At 69.0% G+C, this 23,415-nt stretch carries 21 protein-coding genes; 8 read left to right on the top strand and 13 right to left on the bottom strand.

The genetic code is table 11. The features are described from left to right. Positions 1–83 precede the first annotated feature (83 nt). A complete protein-coding gene (locus tag ASE28_RS26095) occupies positions 84–1,004 on the top strand; it encodes a LysR family transcriptional regulator (RefSeq protein ID WP_057269074.1) in 921 nt (306 codons plus the stop codon). On the opposite strand, the gene ASE28_RS26090 is transcribed toward ASE28_RS26095, so the two are convergent. Both ASE28_RS26090 and argC read right to left on the bottom strand, forming a co-directional pair. Next, positions 999–1,985 carry a 2-dehydropantoate 2-reductase gene (locus ASE28_RS26090; RefSeq protein WP_057269073.1) on the bottom strand — a complete coding sequence of 329 codons (987 nt, stop codon included), beginning with the start codon at positions 1,983–1,985 and terminating at the stop codon, positions 999–1,001. The genes ASE28_RS26095 and ASE28_RS26090 overlap by 6 nt on opposite strands. Before the next feature lie 104 nt (positions 1,986–2,089). Beyond that, a complete protein-coding gene (argC, locus tag ASE28_RS26085) occupies positions 2,090–3,031 on the bottom strand; it encodes an N-acetyl-gamma-glutamyl-phosphate reductase (RefSeq protein WP_057269072.1) in 942 nt (313 codons plus the stop codon). 109 nt (positions 3,032–3,140) lie between these two features. On the opposite strand from argC, the gene ASE28_RS26080 reads away from it, so the two are divergent. Then, on the top strand, positions 3,141–4,028 hold the full coding sequence (locus ASE28_RS26080; protein ID WP_057269071.1) for a LysR family transcriptional regulator: 888 nt from the start codon (positions 3,141–3,143) through the stop codon (positions 4,026–4,028). 103 nt (positions 4,029–4,131) lie between these two features. Here the strand turns inward: ASE28_RS26080 and ASE28_RS26075 are convergent, their stop codons facing one another. Both ASE28_RS26075 and ASE28_RS26070 read right to left on the bottom strand, forming a co-directional pair. Beyond that, the gene (locus tag ASE28_RS26075) at positions 4,132–4,632 is read right to left on the bottom strand and encodes an HU family DNA-binding protein (protein ID WP_057269070.1); all 501 of its coding nucleotides are present in this window, start codon (positions 4,630–4,632) and stop codon (positions 4,132–4,134) included. Positions 4,633–4,801: 169 nt separating this feature from the next. Next, positions 4,802–5,566 carry a helix-turn-helix transcriptional regulator gene (locus ASE28_RS26070; RefSeq protein WP_057269069.1) on the bottom strand — a complete coding sequence of 255 codons (765 nt, stop codon included), beginning with the start codon at positions 5,564–5,566 and terminating at the stop codon, positions 4,802–4,804. Positions 5,567–5,676: 110 nt separating this feature from the next. Between ASE28_RS26070 and ASE28_RS26065 the strand changes: the two genes are divergently transcribed. Then, positions 5,677–6,507 (top strand): sulfite exporter TauE/SafE family protein, encoded by an 831-nt coding sequence (locus ASE28_RS26065; RefSeq protein ID WP_057269068.1) that lies wholly within the window; start codon positions 5,677–5,679, stop codon positions 6,505–6,507. On the opposite strand, the gene ASE28_RS26060 is transcribed toward ASE28_RS26065, so the two are convergent. The 4 genes from ASE28_RS26060 to ASE28_RS26045 all read right to left on the bottom strand — a co-directional run bounded on the left by ASE28_RS26060 (position 6,497) and on the right by ASE28_RS26045 (position 11,279). Further along, complete coding sequence (locus tag ASE28_RS26060) at positions 6,497–8,299, bottom strand: feruloyl-CoA synthase (protein ID WP_057269067.1); 1,803 nt, start codon at positions 8,297–8,299, stop codon at positions 6,497–6,499. The two genes, ASE28_RS26065 and ASE28_RS26060, sit on opposite strands and share 11 nt — an antisense overlap. Positions 8,300–8,327: 28 nt before the next feature. Beyond that, positions 8,328–9,269 (bottom strand): 3-hydroxyacyl-CoA dehydrogenase NAD-binding domain-containing protein, encoded by a 942-nt coding sequence (locus ASE28_RS26055; RefSeq protein ID WP_057269066.1) that lies wholly within the window; start codon positions 9,267–9,269, stop codon positions 8,328–8,330. Positions 9,270–9,283: 14 nt separating this feature from the next. Further along, entirely contained in the window at positions 9,284–10,279 is a 996-nt protein-coding gene (locus ASE28_RS26050) for a Bug family tripartite tricarboxylate transporter substrate binding protein (RefSeq protein WP_057269194.1), read from the bottom strand. A 76-nt stretch (positions 10,280–10,355) separates the two neighbouring features. Beyond that, entirely contained in the window at positions 10,356–11,279 is a 924-nt protein-coding gene (locus ASE28_RS26045; RefSeq protein WP_057269065.1) for a 3-keto-5-aminohexanoate cleavage protein, read from the bottom strand. A gap of 130 nt (positions 11,280–11,409) precedes the next feature. On the opposite strand from ASE28_RS26045, the gene ASE28_RS26040 reads away from it, so the two are divergent. Beyond that, positions 11,410–12,102 (top strand): Crp/Fnr family transcriptional regulator, encoded by a 693-nt coding sequence (locus ASE28_RS26040; protein WP_057201669.1) that lies wholly within the window; start codon positions 11,410–11,412, stop codon positions 12,100–12,102. Here ASE28_RS26040 and ASE28_RS26035 read toward each other — a convergent pair. The 4 genes from ASE28_RS26035 to ASE28_RS26020 form a co-directional block, all read right to left on the bottom strand. Continuing rightward, positions 12,090–12,911 carry an alpha/beta fold hydrolase gene (locus ASE28_RS26035; RefSeq protein ID WP_057269064.1) on the bottom strand — a complete coding sequence of 274 codons (822 nt, stop codon included), beginning with the start codon at positions 12,909–12,911 and terminating at the stop codon, positions 12,090–12,092. The two genes, ASE28_RS26040 and ASE28_RS26035, sit on opposite strands and share 13 nt — an antisense overlap. Then, complete coding sequence (locus tag ASE28_RS26030; RefSeq protein WP_057269063.1) at positions 12,908–14,455, bottom strand: benzoate-CoA ligase family protein; 1,548 nt, start codon at positions 14,453–14,455, stop codon at positions 12,908–12,910. Before ASE28_RS26030 ends, ASE28_RS26035 begins: the two co-directional genes overlap by 4 nt. A gap of 69 nt (positions 14,456–14,524) precedes the next feature. Next, entirely contained in the window at positions 14,525–16,075 is a 1,551-nt protein-coding gene (locus tag ASE28_RS26025; RefSeq protein WP_057269062.1) for a 3,4-dehydroadipyl-CoA semialdehyde dehydrogenase, read from the bottom strand. Between the two features lie 33 nt (positions 16,076–16,108). Then, the gene (locus ASE28_RS26020) at positions 16,109–16,603 is read right to left on the bottom strand and encodes a DUF4863 family protein (RefSeq protein ID WP_057269061.1); all 495 of its coding nucleotides are present in this window, start codon (positions 16,601–16,603) and stop codon (positions 16,109–16,111) included. Positions 16,604–16,814: 211 nt separating this feature from the next. Between ASE28_RS26020 and ASE28_RS26015 the strand changes: the two genes are divergently transcribed. The 4 genes from ASE28_RS26015 (at position 16,815) to boxA (ending at position 22,460) form a co-directional block, all read left to right on the top strand. Next, entirely contained in the window at positions 16,815–17,753 is a 939-nt protein-coding gene (locus ASE28_RS26015; RefSeq protein WP_057269060.1) for a helix-turn-helix transcriptional regulator, read from the top strand. Positions 17,754–17,934: 181 nt separating this feature from the next. Next, the gene (gene boxC / locus ASE28_RS26010) at positions 17,935–19,608 is read left to right on the top strand and encodes a 2,3-epoxybenzoyl-CoA dihydrolase (RefSeq protein WP_057269059.1); all 1,674 of its coding nucleotides are present in this window, start codon (positions 17,935–17,937) and stop codon (positions 19,606–19,608) included. Between the two features lie 30 nt (positions 19,609–19,638). Further along, the gene (boxB, locus tag ASE28_RS26005) at positions 19,639–21,066 is read left to right on the top strand and encodes a benzoyl-CoA 2,3-epoxidase subunit BoxB (RefSeq protein ID WP_057269058.1); all 1,428 of its coding nucleotides are present in this window, start codon (positions 19,639–19,641) and stop codon (positions 21,064–21,066) included. A gap of 113 nt (positions 21,067–21,179) precedes the next feature. After that, positions 21,180–22,460, top strand: coding sequence for a benzoyl-CoA 2,3-epoxidase subunit BoxA (gene boxA, locus ASE28_RS26000; protein ID WP_057201677.1), 1,281 nt, complete (start codon positions 21,180–21,182; stop codon positions 22,458–22,460). A gap of 3 nt (positions 22,461–22,463) precedes the next feature. On the opposite strand, the gene ASE28_RS25995 is transcribed toward boxA, so the two are convergent. After that, complete coding sequence (locus ASE28_RS25995) at positions 22,464–23,237, bottom strand: SGNH/GDSL hydrolase family protein (protein WP_057269057.1); 774 nt, start codon at positions 23,235–23,237, stop codon at positions 22,464–22,466. Between the last annotated feature and the right edge of the window lie 178 nt (positions 23,238–23,415).

The raw sequence follows: 23,415 nt of genomic DNA, 5'->3' as shown, positions 1-23,415 counted from the left end.
TGTAGGCATTCCCGATCCATCGATAAAGCGGTATTCTGGAAGCAATAGCGTTCCCGTTGGGAACGGCAGCAGCCCCCACCCCCATGCGCGACCTGGACCTGACCACCCTGCGGCTGTTCGTGGCCGTCTGCGAGGCGCGCAACATCGCCCGCGCCGCACAGCTGCACCACATCGTGCCCTCGGCCATCAGCAAGCGCCTGGCGTTGCTGGAGCAGACCGTGGGCAACACCCTGATCGAGCGGCGCCGCCGGGGCGTGGTGCCCACGGGGGCCGGCGAGATCCTGCTGGAGCATGCTCGGGCCATGCTGGCAGCGGCTGACCGCGCGGGGCGCGACATGGCGGCCTATGGCAACGGCATCACGGGGCAGGTGCGCATCCTGGCCACGGTGTCGTCGATCGCGGAGTTTTTGCCCGACGACATTGCCTCTTTCCTGCAGGTGCCCGCGCACCGCGACATCCGCATCGACATCGAGGAAGCGGTCAGCAGCGAACTGGTGCGCGGCCTGCGCGAAGGGGTGGTGCCCGTGGGCGTGTGCTGGGATGCGGCCGACCTGGCCGGCCTGCAGACGCGCAGCTACCGGCGCGACCACCTGGCCATCGTCACGCCGCTGTCGCACCCGCTGGCCCGGCGCAGGCGCTGCGCGTTCGAGGACACGCTGGGCTTCGACCAGGTGGGCCTGCCCGCATCGACGGCGGTGCACACCATGCTGGCGCGGGCTGCGGCCATCATCGGGCGGCCCATCAATTACCGGGCGGTGGTCAGCACCTTCGATGCGTCGATGCGCTGCGTGCGCGCCGGCCTGGGCATTGCGGTGGTGCCGCGCGAGGTGGCCGAACCGGTGGCCGCCAGCCTGGGCATTCGCGTGCTGCCGCTCACAGACGACTGGGCGCAGCGGCGCTTCGCCATCTGCTTCAACGATGAAAAGCGCTTGTCACCGGCCGCACGCATGCTGGTCGAGCACCTGCACCAGCTGGCCGTGGCCGCTGGCGGCAAGTCTTCATGAGGCCTGTGGGTACAGCCCGCGCACGCGGGCGAACAGGCGCACCAGCCCTAACAGGGCATCGATGTTCGGCGAGGGCTCGGCCACCCGGTGCCCGATCTCCTGCACCGCCGCGACGATGGCGTCGATCTCCAGTGCACGGCCGGCCTCCACGTCCTGCAGCATCGAGGTCTTGAAGGCGCCGAGTTTGCGCGTGAGGGCATGGCGCTCTTCGGGGCTTTGCGCAATCGGGCAGCCAATGCGTGCGCCGATGCGGCCGGCCTCCTGCATGGCGGCGGTGCAGAAGCCGCGCACCAGCTCGTCGTCGAGCAGGCGGTCCACCGTGGCACCGGTGATCGCCGACACCGGGTTCATGGTCATGTTGCCCCACAGCTTGTACCAGATGTCGTAACGCACGTCGGCCGAGTGCGTGGCCTCGAAGCCTGCGTGGTTCAGCAGGTCGGCCACGCGCTGTACGCGCTCGCTGCGCCCGCCACCGGGCTCGCCGATGACCAGGCCCCGGCCCATCTTGTGCTGCACCAGCCCGGGCGCGGGTGTGGAGGTGGCGGCGTGCACGACGCAGCCCACCACATGGTGCAGGGGAATGGCGTTGGCGATGCGGCCGCCGGGGTCCACGCTGGCCAGCGGCTCGTCGCCCCAGCCCGGCACGCCCTGGCAGAACCACCAGGGGACGCCGTTCATGGCCGGCAGCACCAGCGTCTCGGGCCCCAGCAGCGGCGCAATGCCCTGTGCCACGCTGGCCAGCGCCGGGCCCTTGACGGCGATGACCACCAGGTCCTGCACGCCCAGGTCGGCCGGCCGGTCCGTGGCGTGCGCGGGTGCCTGCACCAGCCCTTCCGCACTCTGAAGGCGCCAGCCGTGGTCCTTGAGCGCGGCCAGCGTGGCGCCGCGCGCCACGGCACTCACCTGGGCACTGCCGGCTGCCGCCAGTCGGGTGCCGATGAATCCGCCGATGGCGCCCGCGCCGATGATGCAGACCTTCATGGATGTTGCCTCTGTAGTGGATGAGGCGCGCGAGTCTGCACGGCTTTGCGGCGCCACACAATCAATGCTTTCTGATCGATTGATTAGCGCAGCTCAACAGTGGCCTACCCTTTGGCCATCTGCGCGAGCATCAGGTCCAGGTTCTGCACGGCCGCGCCCGAGGCGCCCTTGCCCAGGTTGTCGAACACGGCGGCCAGCAGCAGCTGCCCATGCTGCGCGTTGGCGAAGACCGACAGGCGCAGCTGGTTCGTGCCATTCAGCGCCTCGGGGTCCAGGTGCTCGGTGGATTCGGCCTCGGCCAGCCCCGACACCTCCACATGGCGCTGGCCTGCATAGTGCTGCGCCAGGGCGTGGTGGATCTTCTCGGCGGTAGTGCCTGCGGGCAAGCTGCGCAGATGCAGGGGGATGGTCAGCACGATACCCTGGCGGAAGGCGCCATAGGCCGGCAGAAAGAAGGGCCGCGCCGACAGGCCCGCATACCGTTCGATTTCTGGCGTGTGCTTGTGCGCCAGGCGCAGGCCATAGACCTGGAAAGCCGGCGCCTGCGCGCCCGGGGCCTCGTGCTCCTGCACGCGCGCCCGCCCACCGCCGGAGTAGCCCGACACGGCGTGGATCGCCAGGGGGTGGTCGGCAGGCACCAGGCCGGCCTGCACCAGCGGCCGAAGCAGCGCGATGGCACCCGTGGGGTAGCAGCCGGGGTTGGTCACGCGTGTTGCACTGGCGATGCGTTCGGCCTGGCCGGCATCCATCTCGGGAAAGCCGTAGACCCAGCCGGCATCGGTGCGGTGGGCCGAGCTCGCGTCGATCACGCGCACAGCCGGGTTGGTGACGGAAGCGGCCGCTTCGCGCGCGGGCCCGTCGGGCAGGCACAGCACGGCAATGTCGCAGGCGTTGATGGCCTCGGCGCGGCGCGCCGGGTCCTTGCGGTCCTGCTCGGGCAGGGTCAGCAAGCGGAGGTCGGTGCGGCCCTGCAGGCGCTCATGGATCTGCAGGCCGGTGGTGCCCTGGTCGCCATCGATGAAGACAAGCGGTGTGGTGTTGCTCATGCGGGGTGCTCCTGGTGTGTGCCAAATGGGGGATGCGTGATCTTCAGCCGCTGCGTAGAATTTGAAAAGTTGAATTTCACAACCATCAGCATCAGGATTTCTGAACGATATGCGTGAACTGAACCTCGACCGATTGCGCACCCTCGTCACCATCGCCGACCTGGGATCGTTTGCCGAAGCCGCGCGCGTGCTGCACCTGGCGGCGCCCACGGTGAGCCTGCACATGGCCGACCTGGAGGCGCAGGTGGGCGCGCCGCTGCTGCTGCGCAAGCGCGGCGAGGTGCGCGCCACCGGCGTGGGCGAGGCCCTGGTCGAGCGTGCCCGGCGTCTACTGGCCGATGCCGATGACACCCTGGCCATGGTGCAGCGCCAGGTGCAGGGCCTGGCCGGCAGCGTGCGGCTGGGGGCCTCCACCGGCGCCATCGCCCACCTGCTGCCGCAGGCGCTGGAGGTGCTGGGCCAGCAGCACCCGGACATCGACGTGCAGGTGGCGGTGCTGACATCGCACGACACCATGGCCCGCCTGGCCGGCGGCACGCTCGATGTGGGCCTGGTGGCGCTGCCCCAGCCGCCGGTTCCCGGCGTGCAGGTGGAGCCCTGGCGGCGCGACCCGGTCATGGCCTTCGTGCCGGCGCAATGGCCGGCGCCCACGCGGGCCACGCCGCACTGGCTGGCGGGCCAGCCGCTGATCCTCAACGACGAGGGCACCAGCCTCTCGCGCCTGACCGGCGAGTGGTTCGCGTTGGCCGGCGAGCAGCCCAGGGCACGCATAGAGCTCAACTACAACGATGCGATCAAGAGCCTGGTGGCCGCCGGCTATGGCGCCACTCTGCTGCCGCAGGAGGCTGCGGTTGCCACGCCGCCCGACCTGCGCATCCGCATGCTGGCCCTGCGCCCGGCGCTGTGGCGACCCCTGGGCCTGGCGCACCGCGCCGGCGCGATGGAGAAGGCCACGCAGCATGTGCTGGACGTGCTCTGGCAGCAGCGCCAGGCGTGATCGAAAGAGGCGGGAAAGTGAAATGAAAAAAGCCCAGGCGCTGCATCTGCATCGCCTGGGCTTCCGATCCGAAACCTGGAAAGACTGCTCCAGGAAGGGCCGATCAGGCCGTTGCGTCCTTGAGCTTCTTGAGCGCGCGGGTCTTGATCTTCACGGCAGCGGGCTTGGCGGGGAACCAGCGCTCGGCACCGGTGAAAGGGTCCTTGCCGAAGCGCTTCTTCTTGGCGGGCACTTGCTGCAGGCCGATCTTCAGCACGCCAGGCAGCGTGAATTCGCCGGAGCCCTTCTTGTGCACGGAGCCCAGGATGGCGGCTTCGAGCGCTGCCAGCACGGCCTTGGTGGCCTTGGGTTCCACGCCCGACTGCTCGGCCAGGTGGGCCACCAGGGTCGTCTTGTTGAAGGCGGTCTTGATGGGCTTGAGCGCTGCAGGCGTTGCTGCGGCGGCGGGTGCAGCCTTCTTCGCTGCGGGGGCTGCGGCCTTCTTGGCAGCGGGCGCTGCCTTCTTGGCGACAGGTGCTGCGACCTTCTTGGCCACGGGCGCTGCAGCCTTCTTCGCTGCGGGTGCTGCCTTCGCGACAGCGGTGGTTTTCTTTGCAGTTGCCATGATGTTTGTTCTTCGTTTCAAAGTTGCAAGGTGCCCCCCTGCATGTGCGGGGAGGTGCGCGATTTTAGAAGCACTGCGCCCACAAGCGCTATAGGACAAGACCGCAGAACCTCAGCGGCCTTTGGATAGCGTGATTTTTACAACGGCTGCAGCGCTCCGCTGCACGCCTTCAAGCGGGCAGGAACTCCGATGGCGGGCGCCCCAGTCGCTTGCGGAACATGGTGGAAAAGGCACCGGGGCTTTCATAACCGAGGTCCAGCGCGACGGCGGTCACGGCATCGCCGCGCGACAGGCGCGACAGCGCTGCCAGCAGGCAGGCCTGCTGGCGCCACGCGCCGAACGACATGCCGGTCTGCAGTCGAAAGAAGCGCGTGAAGCTGCGCTCGCTCTTGTGCAACTGCCGCGCCCAGGCATCGGGCGCTGCGTGGACCTGCGGGTTGTGCAGAAAGGCTGCGCACAGTGCCGCCAGCGCAGCCTCTCGCGGCATGGGAGCGAAGAAGGGCAGGGTCGGTGCGCGCTGCAACTCATGCAGCATCAGCTGCGCCAGGGCGCCATCGCGCCCGCTCAATTCATACTGCGCCGGCAGCTCGGCCGAGTCCAGCAGCAGCTGGCGCAGCAGCGGCGAGACCTGCAGCACCTCGCATTGCGAGGTGGTTCGGGGAACGGCCTGCGGCTCGATGTAGAGGCTGCAGGTGCTCACGCCCACCATGCGCACGCGGTGCGGCTTGCCCGCCGGTATCCACACGCCGCTGCTGGTCGGCACGACCCAGGCGCCATCGTCCGTGCCGACTTCCATGATGCCCGTGGCGCCGTAGAGGAACTGCGCGCGCCGGTGGCTGTGCGTGTCGAGCAAGGTGCCTGCGGGGTAGTCGGTGGCGATGGCCAGGACAGGGCGGTCCACGGCATCGACGGTGTGCAGGGGCGTATTGCGCATGCTCCAGGGTGCTTTGGCTGAAATGCAAACATTATTGACCTGGCGGCGAAAGCCGGCCAGGCCACCGCAGCCTAAGCTGGCATGGTGTTTTTTTGCAATGGAATGCGCGCATGGAGTTCTACCTTGTCCTGGCCGTGTTCGGCACCCTGGCCGGAGTCACCACCGTGCTCTTCGGCTTCGGTGGCGGATTCGTCGTCGTGCCCGTGCTGTACCGCACGCTGCTGCACATGCACGGTGCCGACAGCCCACTGGGCCAATCGGCCATGCAGGTGGCGGTGGCCACCTCCACCTGCGTGATGATCGTCGGTGCGGGCCTGGCCACGCGGCGCCACCAGCGGGCGGGCAACGTGGATTGGGCGCAGGTGCGGCCGCTGCTGGCTTTCATCGCCGTGGGCGCGATGGCGGGGGCGGCTGCCGCCACGGTGCTGCGCAGCGACTGGGTGCGCTGGACCTTCGTGGCCTACCTGGCGCTCACCATCCTCGACGGGCTGCTGCGCCCGGGCTTCATCCGGCCGCGTGCCGCGGTGGCGACGCCGCAGGACGGGACGCGGCCCTCGGGCCCGGTCACGGCCTTGCTGGGGTTGGCCATCGGTGCGGTGGCGTCGTTCCTCGGTGTGGGCGGCAGCGTGATGACGGTGCCGCTCATGCGCCGGCGTGGCGCGCCGATGGTGCAGGCCACGGCGGCGGCCAACCCGCTGTCGCTGCCGGTGGCACTGGCGGGCACCGCCACCTACGTGTTGCTGGCCTGGGAGCAGGCCGCCCCGCTGGGTGCCTGGCATGCGGGCTTCGTGGACCTGCGGGTCTTCGCGGTGCTGGTGGCCGGCTCCTGGCTGGGCATCCGCCTGGGCGGGCGATTCGTGGGTCGCCTGCCCGACGGGCTGCACGCCAAGGTCTACCTGGCGCTGCTCGCGGTGGTGCTGCTGGCCATGCTCATGCGCTGACGATCACGTCCGCGCGTCGCGGTGCGGCATGCAGGGCATGCACGTCCTCCTCGCGGTGGGCGAGCACCGCGCCCTGGTTGATGTAGCCCTTGTCGGTGATTTCGCCCGCGTCCGCATCGGGCGGCGTGCGCATCACCAGCGCCCGCGTGGGGCACTGCGACGAGCCCGCGCCCGCATCGCGCCGGGCCTGCATCAGCGCACGCAGCGCCTGCGTGAGCCGCGGGCCATCGGCCGCGCCGGCGGCTGACGGGAACACCAGCATCCCCACCTCATCGCGGTCATGGCCGGTGAGCACGATGTCCTGCACCAGCGGCGCCAGTTGCGAAACCAGCTCCACGCGCAGCGTACCCACCGACACCCAACTGCCGGTGGACAGCTTGAAGTCCTCGGCCACGCGGCCGTTGAATACCACGCCACGCTCGGGCCGTTCGGTGTCGGCGAGGGTGCCCGCATCGCCGATGCGGTAGAAGCCGTCTTCGTCGAAGGCTGCCGCCGTCTCGCGCGGCGCATTGCGGTAGCCCGGGAACACCGACACGCCCTTGACCCGCATCTCCAGCTTGCCGCCATTGGGCACCAGCTTGAGCGTGAGACCGGGCAGCGGCGCGCCGATGCAGCCCGCGCCCTGCAGGCGCCAGTGCGCCGTGGTGATGGCCGGGGAAGTCTCGGTCGCACCCCACGAGGTGGTGAGCCACAGCGGCCGCGCGGGCCGGGCGCGCGCGGCCACGGCTTCGAGCCGCTGCCAGGTGGAGGGCGCGAGCGCCGCCGCCGCATAGAAGGCCAGGCGCAGGCGCGAGAGCACCTCGGCAGCCAGGGCCTCGTCGGCCTCCAGGTAGGGCAGCAGCATGTCGAAGCCGCGCGGCACGTTGAACAGCAGCGTGGGCCGCACCTCGCGCAGGTTGCGCACGGTCTTCTCGATCAGGCCGGGTGCGGGCCGCCCTTCGTCGATGTAGAGCGCGCCGCCGTGGCACAGCACCATGTTCAGGTTGTGGTTGCCGCCGAAGGTGTGGCTCCAGGGCAGCCAGTCCACCAGCACGGGTTTCTCGTGGCCGAGAAAGCGCCAGGTCTGCGCCACCATCTGCTGGTTGGCGCAGAGCATGCGGTGGGTGTTGATCACCACCTTGGGCCGCCCGGTGGAGCCCGAGGTCAGCAGGTACTTGGCGTGGTCATCGGGCGCGATCGCCTCGAAGGCCTGCGCCACGGCCGGTGTTTCCCGTGCAGCGAGCAACTGCGCAAAATCGAGGGCGCCGGGGCATTCCTGTGCATGGCGGCTGAAGACCCGCACGGCGTTGCCGGAGTAGCCCGCCAGGGCCGGCGCATAGGCGCGGGCATCCGACGCATAGACCACGCACGGCCCCAGCGCCGCCAGCATGCTGTGCAGGCGCTCCGGGTCGCGGGAGCGTGCGTAGGCGCTCGACAGCGAGCACGGCGTGCGGCCGATGTGCATGGTGGCCAGCATCAGCACGGCATGGTCCACCGCGTTGTCCGAGAGGAGGGCGACCGGCTGCCCTGCGGGCAGGTCCATGTCCAGCAGCGACTGGGCCACGGCACCCACGGCCTGGCGCAACTGGGCATAGGTCAGGCGGCGCCAGTCGTCGCCGCTGTCGTCGCGCTCGGCAAGCGCCAGGGCGTCGGGTGTCTCGCGTGCCCAGCGCTCCAGCCACTCGCCCACGCAGCGCGCGTAAGGGCCCAGCGGCTCGGGCGATTGCAGGGTGAAGGCGCCGTCGGCCAGGTGCGTGAGCACGGTGCGGGGTGAAGCCAGTTCGGCGGGGTCATCGACGAAATCGGGGTGCATCGTGTGGTCTCTGGTGTCGTGCTTGTGTTCAGTCCAGGTGGCCCGACGACTGCTTGGCCCGGATCAGGTCCAGCAGCAGGGCATCGCGCGTGCGCGCCAGGTCCTCGGTGCTGCGCTCGCCCAGCTCCTCGGCCACGCCCTGCGCCACCTGCTGCTTCAAGGCCTCGGTCATCGCGGGCGTGCCCAGGTCCTGCCACCAGCTCTCGATGGGGCCGCCCAGGTGGGCCAGCACATGGGCCACGCCACCCGCGCCGCCCGAAAGGTGCAGGTTCATGAACGGGCCCATCAGCGCCCAGCGCAGGCCGGGCCCCTGGGCAATGGCGGTGTCGATGTCGGCGACCGTGGCCACGCCTTCGTTCACCAGGTGAAAAGCCTCACGCCACAGCGCGGCCTGCAGCCGGTTGGCAATGTGGCCCTTGATCTCGCGGCGCACGTGGATGGGGCGCTTGCCGATGGCGGTGTAGAAGGCCATGGCGCGTTCGATGGTCTCGGGCGAGGTCTTTTCACCACCCCCGACCTCCACCAGCGGAATCATGTGCGGCGGGTTGAACGGGTGGCCCAGCACCACGCGCTCGGGCCGCGCGCAGGATTGCTGCATGTCGGTGACCGAGAGGCCTGACGAACTCGACGCCAGGATGGCATGCGCTGGTGCGGCGGCATCGATCTGGCGGAACAGCTCGGCCTTGAAGTCGATGCGCTCCGGCCCGCTCTCTTGCACGAAGTCGGCCGTGGCCACCGCGTCCTCCAGCCGGGCGTGGAAGGCCAGGCGTGCCAGGCTGGCGCCTGGCGCCAGCCCCTGGCGCTCCAGCATGGGCCAGTGCACGGCCACGGTCTCGCGCAGGCGTTCCTCGGCACCGGGCGAGGGGTCGGTGGCGTCCACGTCCAGCCCGCGCGCCAGGAAGTAGGCGGCCCAACTGGCGCCGATCACGCCCGTGGCGACCACGGCAACGCGCTTTACGCTTGAATCCATGGGGTGCGTTCCTCTCAAGACTCTGCCGTGAAGCCGATCTTTTTCACGAGCGGTCCCCAGCGTTCGAATTCGGCATGCTGGGAGGCCGCCATTTCTGCTGCGGTGGAGCCCTGGGCGATGAGCCCGACCACGGCCAGGCTGTCGATGACCGACTTTTCCTTGATGGCTGCGTTGATGGCGGCATTGGCGGCGGCCACCGCAGCAGCCGGCGTCCTGGCCGGCGCGTAGAAGCCGAACCATTCCTCCGTGGTCAGTTCGGGAAAGCCCTGCTCGGCAAAGGTCGCGACTTCCGGCGAGAACGGCGAGCGTGCCTTGCCCGAGGTGGCGATCAGCCGCAGCTTGCCCGCCTTGTGGTTGGGAATGAAGTCACCGCTCGGGGTCACCATCGAAGCGATCTGCCCGCCCACCACGTCCGTGACGCCGGGGATGGAGCCGCGGTAGGGCACGTGCTTCAAGTCCACGCCGTTGTTCAGGCCCAGCAGCGCGCCGATGAAGTGCGGCGTGGAGCCTGCGGCGGGCGAGCCGTAGTTGGCCTGGCCGGGGTTGGCCTTGGCCCAGGCCAGGAAGTCCTTCACGTTCTTCACCGACGCCGGCACCAGCGGCCCCACGGCCAGGCCATGGTGCATGATGGCCGCGATGGACACCGGCACGAAGTCCTTGACCGGGTCGTAGCTGAGCTTGCTGTAGATGTGCGGGTAGATCGAGGTGCACGAGAACGGCGACAGCGTGAGCACGCTGCCGTCGGCGGCGGCACCCTTGAGTGACTCCAGCGCGATGCGCCCGCCAGCGCCGGGCTTGTTTTCCACCACCGCCGCATTGCGCGTGTAGGCCGAGCCCGCGAGCTTTTCGCCCACGCGGCGGGCTACGCTGTCTCCCGAGCTGCCGGCCGGAAAGCCGTAGAAGATCTTGACCTGCTCGATGGTCTGCGCCAGCGCTGCCAGGGGCGACAGCGTGCCCAGCGCGGCTGCGGCGCCCATGTGGCCCAGGAACTGGCGGCGGGTGTTCGTCATCGTCATCATGTTGCTCATCTCTGTCTCCTCGATGGGGTGGGAAAGTCGGGGTATGGTGGAGCGGGAATCGCTGCGGTCAAGCTGGGGCAAACGCGGGGCGCGGGCCGCCCACGCGCGGCAGGCCCATCAGCGCGCGTGCTTCGGTCGGCGTGGCGGGCTCCATGTCCAGCTCGCGGATGATGCGCACGATGCGTTCGGTGAGCTGCACGTTGGTGGCCAACTGGCCATGGCGAAAGTACAGGTTGTCCTCCAGCCCCACGCGCGCATGCCCGCCCAGCAGCAGGGCGGCGACGTTGGCTTCGAGCTGCGAGGGGCCGATGCCGCTCACGCAGAACAGGCTGTTCTTCGGCAGCGTGTCCACCATCATCTGCAGAAAGCGCGGCGAGTAGGGCATGGCGTTCTGGAAGGCGCGGTGCACGTTCATCACCAGGTTGATGAAGTGCGGGCCCTCGTCGTCGTGCCCCTCCTCGATGAGCGTGGTGGTGTCCTGCAGGATGTGCGTGGGGCTGAACACCTCCCATTCGGGCTTGATGCCGCGTGCCTTCATGCCTGCGGCCAGCTCGCGGCCCCGGCTCAGCGGCGTATCCATCAGGATCTCGCGGCCATCGAAGCTCAGGTTCAGTGTGGTGGCATCCAGCGTGCACATCTCGGCGCCTGCGTCCATGCCCTTGATGCGCTCCTCCCACGCAATCTCCCAGCGGCCGCCGGGCAGGGGCTTGACCATGTCGCCGTGCACGCCGCCGCCGGTGGAGTTGTTGAGGACGATATCGCAGCCCTTGGCGCGGATGCGGCTGTTGATGTCGCGGTAGACATCGGGGTTGCAGGTGGCGCCGTCGTCGGGCCGGCGCGCATGGATGGCGACCACGCTGGCCCCGGCGTTCCAGCAGCGCTCCACGTCATCGGCGATCTCGGCCGGCTGGGTGGGCAGGTGGGGGTTCTGCGACTTGTGGGCCATGCCGCCCGTGGGGGCGATGGTGACTATGACTTTGCGCTTGCTCATCGTGGTCCTGGTGGAGAATTGCGGGGTGCTCCGCATTATTTTTTTGGGCACCTTTCCACTCAGTCATCGCGATGACATTTGAGGGCAGGGTATACGCGGGGCCAGTGTCTTCTTCCGGGAGAACCCCACTTTGTCACCCCCTGCGACACGGCCGTCCACCACCAGCCTGCTGGCCGCGTCGGCCTGGTTCCCTCTGCTCGATGCCCCGGCGCAGCAGCGCGTGCTCGACGATGCGCGCGAGGTGAATGTGCCGGCAGGCGGAGCACTGTGCCGCCGCGGCGATGTGCCCCTGCACTGGTACGGCGCCATCGAGGGGTTGCTCAAGTGGTCCGTGACCTCGCCCGATGGCCGCGCCGTGACGCTGGGCGGCCTCTCGGCCGGCAGCTGGTTTGGCGAAGGCACGCTGCTGCGCGCCCTGCCGCGCACGGCCGACATCATCGCCCTGCGCCCCAGCCGCGTAGCGCTGCTGCCGGTGGAGACCTTTGCGTGGTTGCATGCCACAGAGCGCAGCTTCGACCACTTTTTGCTGCGCCAGATCAACGAGCGCATGCACTGGTTCCTGGGCAACTTCACGGCCCACCACCTGCTCGACACCGACAGCCAGGTGGCCCGCGCGCTGGCCGGCCTGTTCCACCCGTTCCTCTACCCCGGCATGGACCGGCACCTGCAGATCTCGCAGGAGGAGATCGCCAACCTCACGGGCGTCTCGCGCCAGCGCTGCAATGCGGCCTTGAAGCGCCTGCAGGAGTCGGGCATTTTGCAGATCGAGTATGGCGGTATCACCGTGCTCGACCTGCCGGGACTCAGGCGCTACGTGGAATAGCTGCTCGTCTGCGCGATGAAGTCCGTGGCTGCGGCGATCACCGCGTCGGGCCGGTCGCGGTGCGGCGAATGCCCGCAGGCGGGCAGCTCCAGCAGCGCGGTGCCCGGTACCCGGCGTGCGATGCCGCGGATCTGCTCCAGCGTGCCGTACTCGTCGTCCACGCCCTGGATGGCGAGCACCGGCGCGCGGATGGAGGCGATCTCGGCCTCGATGTTCCATTGCCGAAAGGGCGGGTGCAGCCAGATGCGGTTCCAGCCCCAGAAGGCCGAGTCCGCATCGTCGTGGTAGCGGCCGAGCCTGGCGGGCAGGTCGGTGTCCCGGTACGCATCGCGCGCGATCTCGATGTTAGCGATGGTCACATCCTCGACGAAGATGTGCGGCGCCATCAGCACCAGGCCGCGCACCACCTCGGGGAAGCGCGCCGCATACAGCAGCGCGATGGACCCACCGTCGCTGTGGCCCAGCAGCCAGGGCGCCTCGGTGATGCCCAGGGCTTCGAAGAATGCGGGCAGCACCTCGTGCGCCTGCCGGTGCATGAAGTCCACGTCCCAGGTCTCATCGGGCTCGCGCGGGGTGGATCGGCCATAGGCCGGGCGCGAGAACACCAGGCCGCGCACGCCCGCAGCGTTGCACAGGCGCTCGGGGAAATCCTTCCACATCGCCACCGAGCCCAGGCCCTCGTGCAGGAAGACGACCAGCGGGGCGCCACGGCGCTCGGGCGCGATCCACTGGTGCTCGATGCGCACCGTGCGGCCGCGCCAGGCGATGCTGGCGAACTCCGTACCAGAGGAGGCTGCCTGCCCCGTCACGCGCGGGCCTCCTTCTCGCGCAGGCGAAAGCGCTGGATCTTGCCGGTGGCCGTCTTGGGCAGCTCTTCGATGAACTCGATGAAGCGCGGGTACTTGTAGGCCGCCAGGCGCTCCTTCACGAAGGCCTGCAGCGCCTGGGCGTCGGCCTGCTGGCCCTGCTTGAGCACCACGTAGGCCTTGGTCTTGGTCAGGCCCTCGCCGTCCTGCACGCCGATCACGGCCGATTCGAGCACGGCGGGGTGCTGCATCAGCGTGGCCTCGACCTCGAAGGGCGAGACATAGATGCCGCTGACCTTGAGCATGTCGTCGCTGCGGCCGGCATAGGTGTAGTAGCCGTCGGCGTCGCGCGTGTACTTGTCGCCGCTCTTGGTCCAGCCGCCCTGGAAGGTCTCGCGCGACTTCTCGCGGTTGGCCCAGTACATCAGCGCCGCGCTCGGGCCGCGGATGTACAGGTCGCCCACCTCGCCGTCGGGCACGGGGCGGCCGTCCTCGCCGCGCAGCTCCACCTCGTAGCCCTCCACCGGCTTGCCGGTGGTGCCGTAGCGCACGTCGCCCGGGCGGTTGGAGATGAAGATGTGCAGCATCTCGGTGGAGCCGATGCCGTCGATGATCTCGCAGCCGAAATGCGCCTTGAAGCGCTGGGCGATCTCGCCCGGCAGGGCCTCGCCGGCAGAAGAGCACATGCGCAGCGCCACGGCCTCGCGCGCCGGCAGCGCGGGCGAGGCCAGCATGCCGGCAAAGCCCGTGGGCGCGCCGAAGAACACCGTGGGGCGGTGCTGCGTCCAGCGGCGGAAGGTGGCGTCGGGCGTGGGCCGCTCGGCCATCAGCACCACGGTGGCACCCACCGACAGCGGGAAGGTCAGCGCATTGCCCAGGCCGTAGGCGAAGTACATCTTGGCGGCCGAGAAGCAAACGTCGTCCTCGGTCAGGCCGAGCACCGGTTTGCCGTAGAGCTCGGCCGTCCACCACAGGTTGGCGTGGGTGTGCACCGTGCCCTTGGGCTTGCCGGTGGAGCCTGAGGAATACAGCCAGAAGCCCGGGTCGTCCGCCGCGGTGCTGACCGGCGCCGCGAGCGGGGTGGCCTGCGCCAGCGCGGCCTCGAAGTCCTGCGCCCCGTCGGGCAGCGGCCCGGTGGGCTGCGAGACGAGCAGGGTGCGCACCTCGTGCGGCGCCCGGCCCATGGCGTCCTGCAGCACCGCCAGCAACGCGCCCGAGACGATGGCCGCCTGCGCGCGGCTGTGGTCCAGCATGTAGGCGTAGTCGTCGGCCGTGAGCAGGGTGTTCACCGCCACCGGCACCACCCCCGCGTACAGGCAGCCCAGGAAGGCCACGGGCCAGTCGCTGCTGTCGTGCATGAGCAGCAGCACGCGCTCTTCGCGGTGCACGCCGGCACTGGCGAGGGCCGCGGCCAGGCGCCGCGCGCGGTCTTCGAGCGCGCCGTAGGCCAGGCTGCCGCGGTCGTCGATGTAGGCCGTGCGCTGCGCGCGGCCCCGGTTCAGCTCGAACAGGTGCTGGGCAAAATTGAAGCGTGGGGGCAGGCTCATGGTGTGTCTCCTTTGGCCCTCTCGGGTCGGGTGCGCGCTAGGGGGCCGCGTCTGTGGTGGTGTCTGTTGTCAAAGTCCCAGCGCGGCCAGCACGCCGGGGCTGGCCTGCACGGCCGTGCGCTGGTGGTAGAAGGCGAGGGCGCGCAGGCCACCCAGTTCGGCGCCGCCACCGGCGCGGCCCGGGCCGCCGTGCTGCGACATGGGCATCACGTTGCCGTGGCCGCTGTGCGCCTGTGCCACGTCGGGCGTGACCACGTGCACGCGGCCATGGCTGGCGGCCACGGCCAGCGCGGTCTGCGCCAGGGCGGTCTCGTCGCTGCCATAGAGCGAGGTGACCAGCGAACCCTGGCCCCGGTGCGCCAGCGCGATGGCATGCGCGCTGTCGCGGTAGGGCAGCAGGGTGGCCACAGGGCCGAAGACCTCCACGTCGTGCACCGCCTGCGCCGCATCGGCATCGCGCGCGCCCAGCAGCACCGGGCCGATGCAGGCGGCCACGGCGGGGTCGGCATCCACCAGTGGCCGGTCGCGCCCGTCGTGCAGCGCGGCTGTCTGCGCCTGCAGCGCGGCCAGGCCTTCGCGCACGGCAGTCAGCTGGGCCCGGCTGACCAGCGAGCCCATGCGCACACTGTCGTTGCGCGGGTTGCCCACGCTGATGCCGGCGAGCTTGGCGCCAATGGCTTCGGCCGCGGCGTCGTACACCTCGGCCGGCACCAGGATGCGGCGGATGGCCGTGCACTTCTGGCCCGACTTCACGGTCATCTCGCGCACCACCTCGCGCACCAGCAGGTTGAAGGCCTCGCTGCCCGCGCCCTCGCCCGGCAGCAGCACGGCGCTGTTGAGGCTGTCGGCCTCGATGTTGGCGCGCACCGAGCGCTGCGCCACCGCAGGGTGCGAGCGGATCACGCCCGCCGTCTCGGCCGAGCCGGTGAACGACACCACGTCGAAGGGCTGCAGCTGGTCCATGAGCCCGGCCGAGCTGCCGGCGATGACCGACAGCGCGCCCGCAGGCAGCACGCCCGCGTCCACCACGTCCTTGACCATGCGCTGGGTGAGCCAGGCCGTGGCCGTGGCCGGTTTGACGATGACCGGCACGCCCGAGAGCAGGGCCGGCGCAGCCTTTTCCCACAGGCCCCAGGACGGGAAGTTGAAGGCATTGATGAACAGCGCCACGCCCTGCGTGGGCACCGAAAGGTGCTGCGACTGGAAGGCCGGGTCCTTGCCCAGCCGGGCTGCATCGCCATCGCGCAGCGCGCGGGCATCGCCCAGGGCGTCGCCCCATTTGGCGTACTGGCCCAGGGTGAAGATGGCGCCGTCGATGTCCACGCCCGAGTCGTTCTTCACTGTGCCGGCATTGGCCGTGGCGATCTCGTAATAGGCGTCGCGGTGGGCCAGCAGCACTTTGACGATGGCGGCCAGCAGCGCCGCGCGCTCGCGGTAGGTCAGCGCGCGCAGCGCCGCGCCCCCTTGCTGGCGTGCAAAGGTGAATGCCTCGGCCAGGTCGAGCCCGGTGGCGTCCACGCGCACCAGTTCGTTGCCCAGCACGGGGTCGAACAGCGGCGTGCCGTTGCCAGTGCCTGCCTGCCAGCGGCCGGCGGCATAGTTGGAGAGAAGTTCGGTCATGGGTATCTATGGAAGAAGATGGGCGAGCGGATTTCAGGTGCGCGTGAACTGGATCTGGCCTTCGGGCAGCAGGTAGAGCACCAGCGCGCGGCCCTGGGTCACGGTGGGGCGGTGGGCGGTGCCGGGGCCGTAGACGCACCAGCCCGCAGGCCGGCCGTCGAAGGTGGCGGCACTGTCGGCCATGGGCATGATCAGGTCGATCTCGCCGTTCGGGTGCGTGTGGTGCGGGCCGGCCAGGTCCTGCATGTCGACCACGTCCACCGAAAAGCGGTGCAGCGCGTCCTCGGCCTTGAACACCCGGCCGTACTTGATGCCGCCGCCCTCGCGCTCGCACAGCCAGCCTTCGGCCACGCCGGTGATACAGGCGTCGCGCAGCTGCGCATAGGTGGCGCTGCCGGCGCCATGGGCTGCGTTGAGCCACTGGTCCAGCGCCGCATCGAGCGGCCGGCCCTCGATCTGCGCGGTGAGGTCGGCCAGCAGGGCATGGAAGGCATCCTTGCTGGAGGGGGTGGTGGCGGGCGTCATCATGGTGGCGGGCTTTCAGGGGAAAGACTGGCTGGGCAGGGCGTCTGTGCGCCGCTTGCCATGGAGAATGATTGCCTTGCAGGATCGCGCGACGTGCAGTATCTTGCGTGCATCGGGACGATAAACCTCTGAATGATCTTCGTCAAGCACTATAGTGCATATTTATCGGGGCTGCCGGACCGCAGACAATCGGGTGGTGTGAACAAGGACGCGCATGAATGAGCAAGACGACGCAGTGCTGGCCGCTGCGCCCATCGACGGCAATGGCGCTGCGGCGCCGGGCGGCGAGGCCCGCAACCCGCTGCTGACGGCGCTGGGCGAGCGCGTGCGCAACTTGCGCGCGCAGCGCGGCCTCACGCGCAAGGCCGTGGCCATCGCGGCCGACGTGTCCGAGCGCCACCTGGCCAACCTGGAATACGGCACGGGCAATGCCTCCATCCTGGTGCTGCAGCAGGTGGCGGGTGCACTGCACTGCTCGCTGGCCGAACTGGTGGGCGACGTCACGACCAGCTCGCCCGAGTGGCTGCTGATCCGCGAGCTGCTCGAAAACCGCAGTGAGGCCGACCTGCGCCGCGTGCGCCTGGCGCTGGGCGAACTGCTGGGCACGGCCTCGGTCGATCCGGCCCGGCACAGCCGCATTGCCCTGGTGGGGCTGCGCGGCGCGGGCAAGTCCACGCTGGGCCAGATGCTGGCCGACGACCTGGAGCTGCCCTTCGTGGAGCTGAGCCGCGAGATCGAGAAGCTGGCCGGCTGCAGCGTGCGCGAGATCCACGACCTCTACGGCACCAATGCCTACCGCCGCTACGAGCGCCGCGCGCTCGAGGAAACCATCCAGATCTACAGCGAGGTGGTCATCGCCACCCCGGGCGGCATCGTCTCCGACCCGGCCACCTTCAACGAGCTGCTGGCGCACTGCACCACGGTGTGGCTGCAGGCCGCGCCCGAAGAGCACATGGGCCGTGTGGCTGCGCAGGGCGACACCCGCCCCATGGCCGCTAGCAAGGAGGCCATGGACGACCTGCGCCGCATCCTGAGCGGGCGCGCGGCTTTCTATTCCAAGGCCGACCTGTCGGTGGACACCAGCGGCAAGAGCCTGGCCCAGGCCTTTCAGGGCCTGCGGTCCGCCGCCAGGCAGTCGATGAACGCTTCCTGAGCGTCTGACCCCGCCGCTCGCGGGGCGGAGTCGCCACATCTTTCGCAACGAAAAAAAGCATTCCAGGCATTGACGCGTCCGTAAACATGCATCATGATGCATGTCATTGAAATCAAAAGCTGCATTATTTTTCTTGTTCTGAGGTTTGCAGCCGCTACTACCGGCCCCACAGGAGACATCCATGACTGCCACAACCACCAGCGCCCCGGCGCGCGTCGACTACCGCACCGAGCCCGGCCAGTACCGCCACTGGTCGCTCAGCGTCGAAGGCGCCATCGCCCGCCTGTCGCTCAACATCGCCGAAGACGGTGGCATCCGCCCCGGCTACAAGCTCAAGCTCAACAGCTACGACCTCGGTGTGGACATCGAGCTCAACGACGCGGTCAACCGCGTGCGCTTCGAGCACCCCGAGGTGCGCACCGTGGTCGTCACCAGCGGCAAGGACCGCATCTTCTGTTCGGGCGCCAACATCTTCATGCTGGGCGTCTCCAGCCACGCCTGGAAGGTGAACTTCTGCAAGTTCACCAACGAGACGCGCAATGGCCTGGAAGATTCGTCGAAGCACTCCGGCCTGAAATTCCTGGCCGCCGTCAACGGCGCCTGCGCCGGCGGCGGCTACGAACTGGCCCTGGCCTGCGACGAGATCCTGCTGGTGGACGACCGCTCGTCGGCCGTCTCGCTGCCCGAGGTGCCGCTGCTGGGCGTGCTGCCCGGCACCGGTGGCCTGACCCGCGTGACCGACAAGCGCCATGTGCGCCACGACCTGGCCGACATCTTCTGCACCAGCGTGGAAGGCGTGCGTGGCCAGCGTGCGGTGGAGTGGCGCCTGGTGGATGCCGTGGCCAAGCCCGCCCAGTTCGCCGCCGCCGTGCAGGACCGAGCCGTCCAGCTCGCTGCGGGCAGCGACCGCCCGGCCGGTGCCAAGGGCGTGGCCCTGACCCGGCTGGAGCGCGAGGATGGTGCCGACAGCCTGGGCTACTCGCATGTGCAGGTGCAGATCGACCGCGCCAGGCGCACCGCCACGCTCACCGTGAAGGCGCCCTCCGGCGCGCAGCCCGCCGACATCGCCGCCATCGAGGCGGCCGGCACGGCCTGGTGGCCGCTGGCCCTGGCGCGCGAGCTCGACGATGCCATCCTCAACCTGCGCACCAACGAACTCGATATCGGCACCTGGCTGCTGAAGACCGAAGGCGATGCCAAGGCCGTGCTCGCGTCCGACGCGGTGATGCTGGCCCACCAGAACCACTGGCTGGTGCGCGAGACCATCGGTGCGCTGCGCCGCGCGCTGGCGCGGCTCGATGTGTCCTCGCGCACCCTGTTCGCGGTGGTGCAGGAGGGCTCCTGCTTCGCCGGCACCCTGGCCGAGCTGGCCTTTGCCGCCGACCGCAGCTACATGCTGGCCCTGCCTGACGACGCCGACCGGGCACCCCGGCTCACGCTCAACGAATTCAACTTCGGCTTCTTCCCCATGGTCAACGACCAGAGCCGGCTGCAGCGGCGCTTCTATGAAGAAGCGGCACCGCTGGACGCAGCGCGCGCCGCGGTCGGCAAGCCGCTCGACGCCGACGAGGCCCTGGCCCTGGGCCTGGTGACGGCCGCGCCTGACGACATCGACTGGGACGACGAGCTGCGCATGGCCATCGAGGAGCGCGCCGCCATGTCGCCCGACGCCCTCACCGGCCTGGAGGCCAACCTGCGCTTTGCCAGCAAGGAGAACATGGCCACGCGCATCTTCGGCCGGCTCACCGCCTGGCAGAACTGGATCTTCAACCGCCCCAACGCCGTGGGCGACAAGGGCGCGCTCAAGGTCTACGGCACCGGCGAGAAGGCCGGCTTCGACTTGAACCGTGTTTGACCCCTCTGCTGAACCATCCAAGGAACAACCATGAGCAGCATCAACTACAGCGAGAAGATCCCCAACAACGTCAACCTCGGCGAAGACCGCACCCTGCAGCGTGCGCTCGAAGGCTGGCAACCCAACTTCATCAACTGGTGGGACGACGTGGGCCCGGACGGTTCGACCAACCACGAGGTCTATCTGCGCACGGCCGTGAGCGTGGACCCGCAGGGCTGGGCCCAGTTCGGCCATGTGAAGATGCGCGACTACCGCTGGGGCATCTTTTTGAACCCGGGCGATGCCAACCGCGAGATCCACTTTGGCGACCACAAGGGCGAAAAAGCCTGGCAGGACGTGCCCGGCGAGCACCGCGCCAACCTGCGCCGCATCATCGTCACCCAGGGCGACACCGAGCCGGCCTCGGTAGAGCAGCAGCGCCACCTGGGCCTCACGGCGCCCAGCATGTACGACCTGCGCAACCTGTTCCAGATCAACGTGGAAGAGGGCCGCCACCTGTGGGCCATGGTCTATTTGCTGCACAAGCACTTCGGCCGCGATGGCCGCGAAGAGGCCGACGCCCTGCTGCAGCGCACCTCGGGCGATGAGAACAACCCGCGCATTCTGGGGGCCTTCAACGAGGCGACGCCCGACTGGCTGGCGTTCTTCATGTTCACCTACTTCACGGACCGCGACGGCAAGTTCCAGCTCTCGGCCCTGGCGGAGAGCGCGTTCGACCCGCTGGCGCGCACCACCAAGTTCATGCTGACCGAAGAGGCGCACCACATGTTCGTGGGCGAGAGCGGTGTCTCGCGCGTGCTGGCCCGCACTGCCCAGGTGATGAACGAGCTCAAGACCGACGACCCGCAGAAGGTGCGCGCCGCCGGCGCCATCGACCTCGGTACCGTGCAGCGCTACCTGAACTTCCACTACAGCGTCACCATCGACCTGTTCGGTGCCGACCAGTCCAGCAACGCCGCCATCTTCTACAGCTCCGGCCTCAAGGGCCGCTACGAGGAAGGCAAGCGCACGGATGACCACGTGCTCAAGGGCCAGACCTACAAGGTGCTGGAGGTCAAGGACGGCCAACTGGTCGAGAAGGACGTGCCCATGCTCAACGCCCTGAACGAGGTGCTGCGCGACGACTTCATCAAGGACTCGGTGGCCGGTGTGGGCCGCTGGAACAAGGTGCTCGAAAAAGCCGGCATTCCCACCCGCCTGGTGGTGCCGCACAAGGCCTTCAACCGCCAGATCGGTGCGCTCGCGGGCATCAAGATGTCGCCCGAGGGCCGGGTGGTCAACGAGATGGAATGGGCCGCCAAGAAGGACGAATGGCTGCCCAGCCCAGAAGACTTCGCCTTCGTCGCCTCGCTCATGGGCCGCGTGGTCGAGCCAGGCCAGTTCGCCGGCTGGATCGCGCCACCGGTGATGGGCATCAACCGCCAGCCGGTCGATTTCGAGTACGTGCGTTTCGGCTGATGGACAAAGAAGCGCCCTCGGCGTATGAACGAGGGCAGGGATGAGGGCAGGCCCCACGAAGACCACACGCCCCATCCCAACCCCCTGGTTGGGGGTGACAAAGGAGAACCAATATGGACATGGCCGTTGAAGCCGGGGTTATCAAGCAGCACCTGATCGACCCGGAAATCTGCATCCGCTGCAATACCTGCGAGGCCACCTGCCCCGTCAACGCGATCACGCACGATGACAACAACTACGTCGTGCGTGCCGACATCTGCAATGGCTGCATGGCCTGCATATCGCCGTGCCCCACGGGTTCCATCGACAACTGGCGCACCATGCCGTTGGTGCGCGCCTATTCGATCGAGGAGCAGCTGACCTGGGAGTCGCTGCCCGCCGAGCTCACGCCTGATGAACTGGCGGCCGCCGGAGTCGATGCCGAAGCGGCGGATGCTCCCATCGCGGCAGACACCCAGGCCGCGCTGGCCACGGCCGAGCCTGGCGTGCAGCCCCAGCCGCCCTTGCACCGTGGCGCCACGGTGCCGCCGTGGTCGGCCGCGCATGCCTACACCAACCTCTACCCGCCCAAGGCGCCGACCACGGCCACCGTGGTCGGCAACTTCAACTGCACCGAGGCGGGCTTCGAGAGCGAAACGCACCATGTGGTGCTGGACTTCGGCAGCCTGCCCTTTCCGGTGCTGGAGGGGCAGTCCATCGGCATCGTGCCGCCCGGCACCGATGCCCTGGGCAAGCGCCACCATGCGCGCCAGTACTCGATTGCCAGCGCGCGCAATGGCGAGCGGCCGGGCTACAACAACCTGGCGCTGACCGTGAAGCGCGTCACCTCCGACCACGACGGCACCCCCGTGCGCGGCGTGGCCTCGAACTACGTCTGCGATCTCCAGGTGGGCGATAAGGTGGAGGTGGTGGGCCCGTTCGGCCATTCCTTCCTGATGCCCAACCACCCTAAGTCGCACGTGGTTATGATCTGTACCGGCACCGGCAGCGCCCCCATGCGCGCCATGACCGAGTGGCGCCGCCGCCTGCGCAAGAGCGGCAAGTTCGAGGGCGGCAAGCTGATGCTGTTCTTCGGCGCACGCACGCAGCAGGAGCTGCCGTACTTCGGCCCGCTGCAAAGCCTGCCCAAGGACTTCATCGACATCAATTTGGCCTTCTCGCGCACCCCGGGCCAGCCCCGGCGCTATGTGCAGGACCTGATGCGCGAGCGCGCTGCCGACCTGGCAGAACTGCTCAAGGACGGCAACAGCCACTTCTACGTCTGCGGCTTGAAGAGCATGGAAGAGGGCGTGGTGCTGGCCCTGCGCGACGTGGCGGCTGACGCGGGTCTGGACTGGGAGGCCCTGGCAGCCACCCTGGCGCGCGAAGGGCGCCTGCATCTGGAGACCTATTGAGGCCTACGTGCCTGTCAAGCTGGCCAAGCCTTCCTGCCGCACCAGTTCCTCGTACCACTGCTGGTAGCCCGCGCTGCTCGGGTGCAGGCCGTCGGCGGCATTGAGTTCGTCGGCGCGCTGCACGAAGGGGTCCTGAGCGCGCGGCTTGAGCAGGCGGATGTAGCGCACACCGCTTTCCAGCGCCACCGCCTGCGCGGTGGCATGCAGGCGCTTGGAGCGGCTGTCCATGAACCACGAGACCGGTGGTATGAAGAGGGGCGCGTGGCCCACATTACCGCAAGGCATCAGCACCACCTGCTTGCCGCGCGCCTTCGCGGTGCGGATCACCTGCTCCATGTGGGCATGCAACTCCTGCTCCGAAGTCAGCCGGATCACGTCGTTGCCACCGGCCAGCACCAGCACCAGGTCGTAGCCCGTACTGGCACGCTCCAGTTGCGCCTGCACATCCTCGAACTTGGCGCCGTTGGCGGCCAGGTTGTCGATCTGCCAGCGCGGGTGCGCCGCGCCGATGCGCCCCGCCAGGCTGTCCTCGGGGCGGGCCGCACCAGTCCCCACCGCCGTGCTGTCGCCGACCACCAGGATGCGCCGCTCGGGCTGGGACGGCTGGGCGGTGTAGGAACGCGATGCCTTGGCCAGGTCCGACGCCGTCATCAGGCGCCAGGGCGCGCAGCCCGTGAGCAGCAGGGCGCCCGCCGCCACGGCGGCAAGGGTCCACCAGCGGGGCCGCAGGCCGTGACAGGGGGGCTGGTGCGCAGTGGTCGGCGAAGGTATGGGCATAAAGAGACTTTGCAGAAGACACGGGTCGATACTGCAGAGTACGTGCCGAAACCATTCCTGGATGTCGGCTGCCTGAAGGCTTGCGCGTAGGACGCGGGGCCACGCCCGGTTGTCCTTGCCCCGTCCGCTGGGCCTGAGGGTCTTATACGGATTTGCATTTNAACTAGGCGGGAGCCGC

Source organism: Acidovorax sp. Root219 (assembly GCF_001428665.1).
In the GTDB taxonomy this organism is placed as follows: domain Bacteria; phylum Pseudomonadota; class Gammaproteobacteria; order Burkholderiales; family Burkholderiaceae_C; genus Acidovorax.
This window is presented reverse-complemented; position numbering and strand designations above follow the sequence as displayed.

Coding starts and splice junctions, on each gene's coding strand:
- ASE28_RS26075 (WP_057269070.1), bottom strand. CDS start 4,632: ATGGCAACTGCAAAGAAAACCACCGCTGTCGCGAAGGCAGCACCCGCA.
- ASE28_RS26055 (WP_057269066.1), bottom strand. CDS start 9,269: ATGGATTCAAGCGTAAAGCGCGTTGCCGTGGTCGCCACGGGCGTGATC.
- boxB (WP_057269058.1), top strand. CDS start 19,639: ATGAGCAGCATCAACTACAGCGAGAAGATCCCCAACAACGTCAACCTC.
- ASE28_RS26060 (WP_057269067.1), bottom strand. CDS start 8,299: ATGCACCCCGATTTCGTCGATGACCCCGCCGAACTGGCTTCACCCCGC.
- ASE28_RS26045 (WP_057269065.1), bottom strand. CDS start 11,279: ATGAGCAAGCGCAAAGTCATAGTCACCATCGCCCCCACGGGCGGCATG.
- ASE28_RS26015 (WP_057269060.1), top strand. CDS start 16,815: ATGAATGAGCAAGACGACGCAGTGCTGGCCGCTGCGCCCATCGACGGC.
- argC (WP_057269072.1), bottom strand. CDS start 3,031: ATGAGCAACACCACACCGCTTGTCTTCATCGATGGCGACCAGGGCACC.
- ASE28_RS26030 (WP_057269063.1), bottom strand. CDS start 14,455: ATGAGCCTGCCCCCACGCTTCAATTTTGCCCAGCACCTGTTCGAGCTG.
- boxC (WP_057269059.1), top strand. CDS start 17,935: ATGACTGCCACAACCACCAGCGCCCCGGCGCGCGTCGACTACCGCACC.
- ASE28_RS26020 (WP_057269061.1), bottom strand. CDS start 16,603: ATGATGACGCCCGCCACCACCCCCTCCAGCAAGGATGCCTTCCATGCC.
- ASE28_RS26065 (WP_057269068.1), top strand. CDS start 5,677: ATGGAGTTCTACCTTGTCCTGGCCGTGTTCGGCACCCTGGCCGGAGTC.
- ASE28_RS26070 (WP_057269069.1), bottom strand. CDS start 5,566: ATGCGCAATACGCCCCTGCACACCGTCGATGCCGTGGACCGCCCTGTC.
- ASE28_RS26050 (WP_057269194.1), bottom strand. CDS start 10,279: ATGACGAACACCCGCCGCCAGTTCCTGGGCCACATGGGCGCCGCAGCC.
- boxA (WP_057201677.1), top strand. CDS start 21,180: ATGGACATGGCCGTTGAAGCCGGGGTTATCAAGCAGCACCTGATCGAC.
- ASE28_RS26025 (WP_057269062.1), bottom strand. CDS start 16,075: ATGACCGAACTTCTCTCCAACTATGCCGCCGGCCGCTGGCAGGCAGGC.
- ASE28_RS25995 (WP_057269057.1), bottom strand. CDS start 23,237: ATGCCCATACCTTCGCCGACCACTGCGCACCAGCCCCCCTGTCACGGC.
- ASE28_RS26090 (WP_057269073.1), bottom strand. CDS start 1,985: ATGAAGGTCTGCATCATCGGCGCGGGCGCCATCGGCGGATTCATCGGC.
- ASE28_RS26080 (WP_057269071.1), top strand. CDS start 3,141: ATGCGTGAACTGAACCTCGACCGATTGCGCACCCTCGTCACCATCGCC.
- ASE28_RS26095 (WP_057269074.1), top strand. CDS start 84: ATGCGCGACCTGGACCTGACCACCCTGCGGCTGTTCGTGGCCGTCTGC.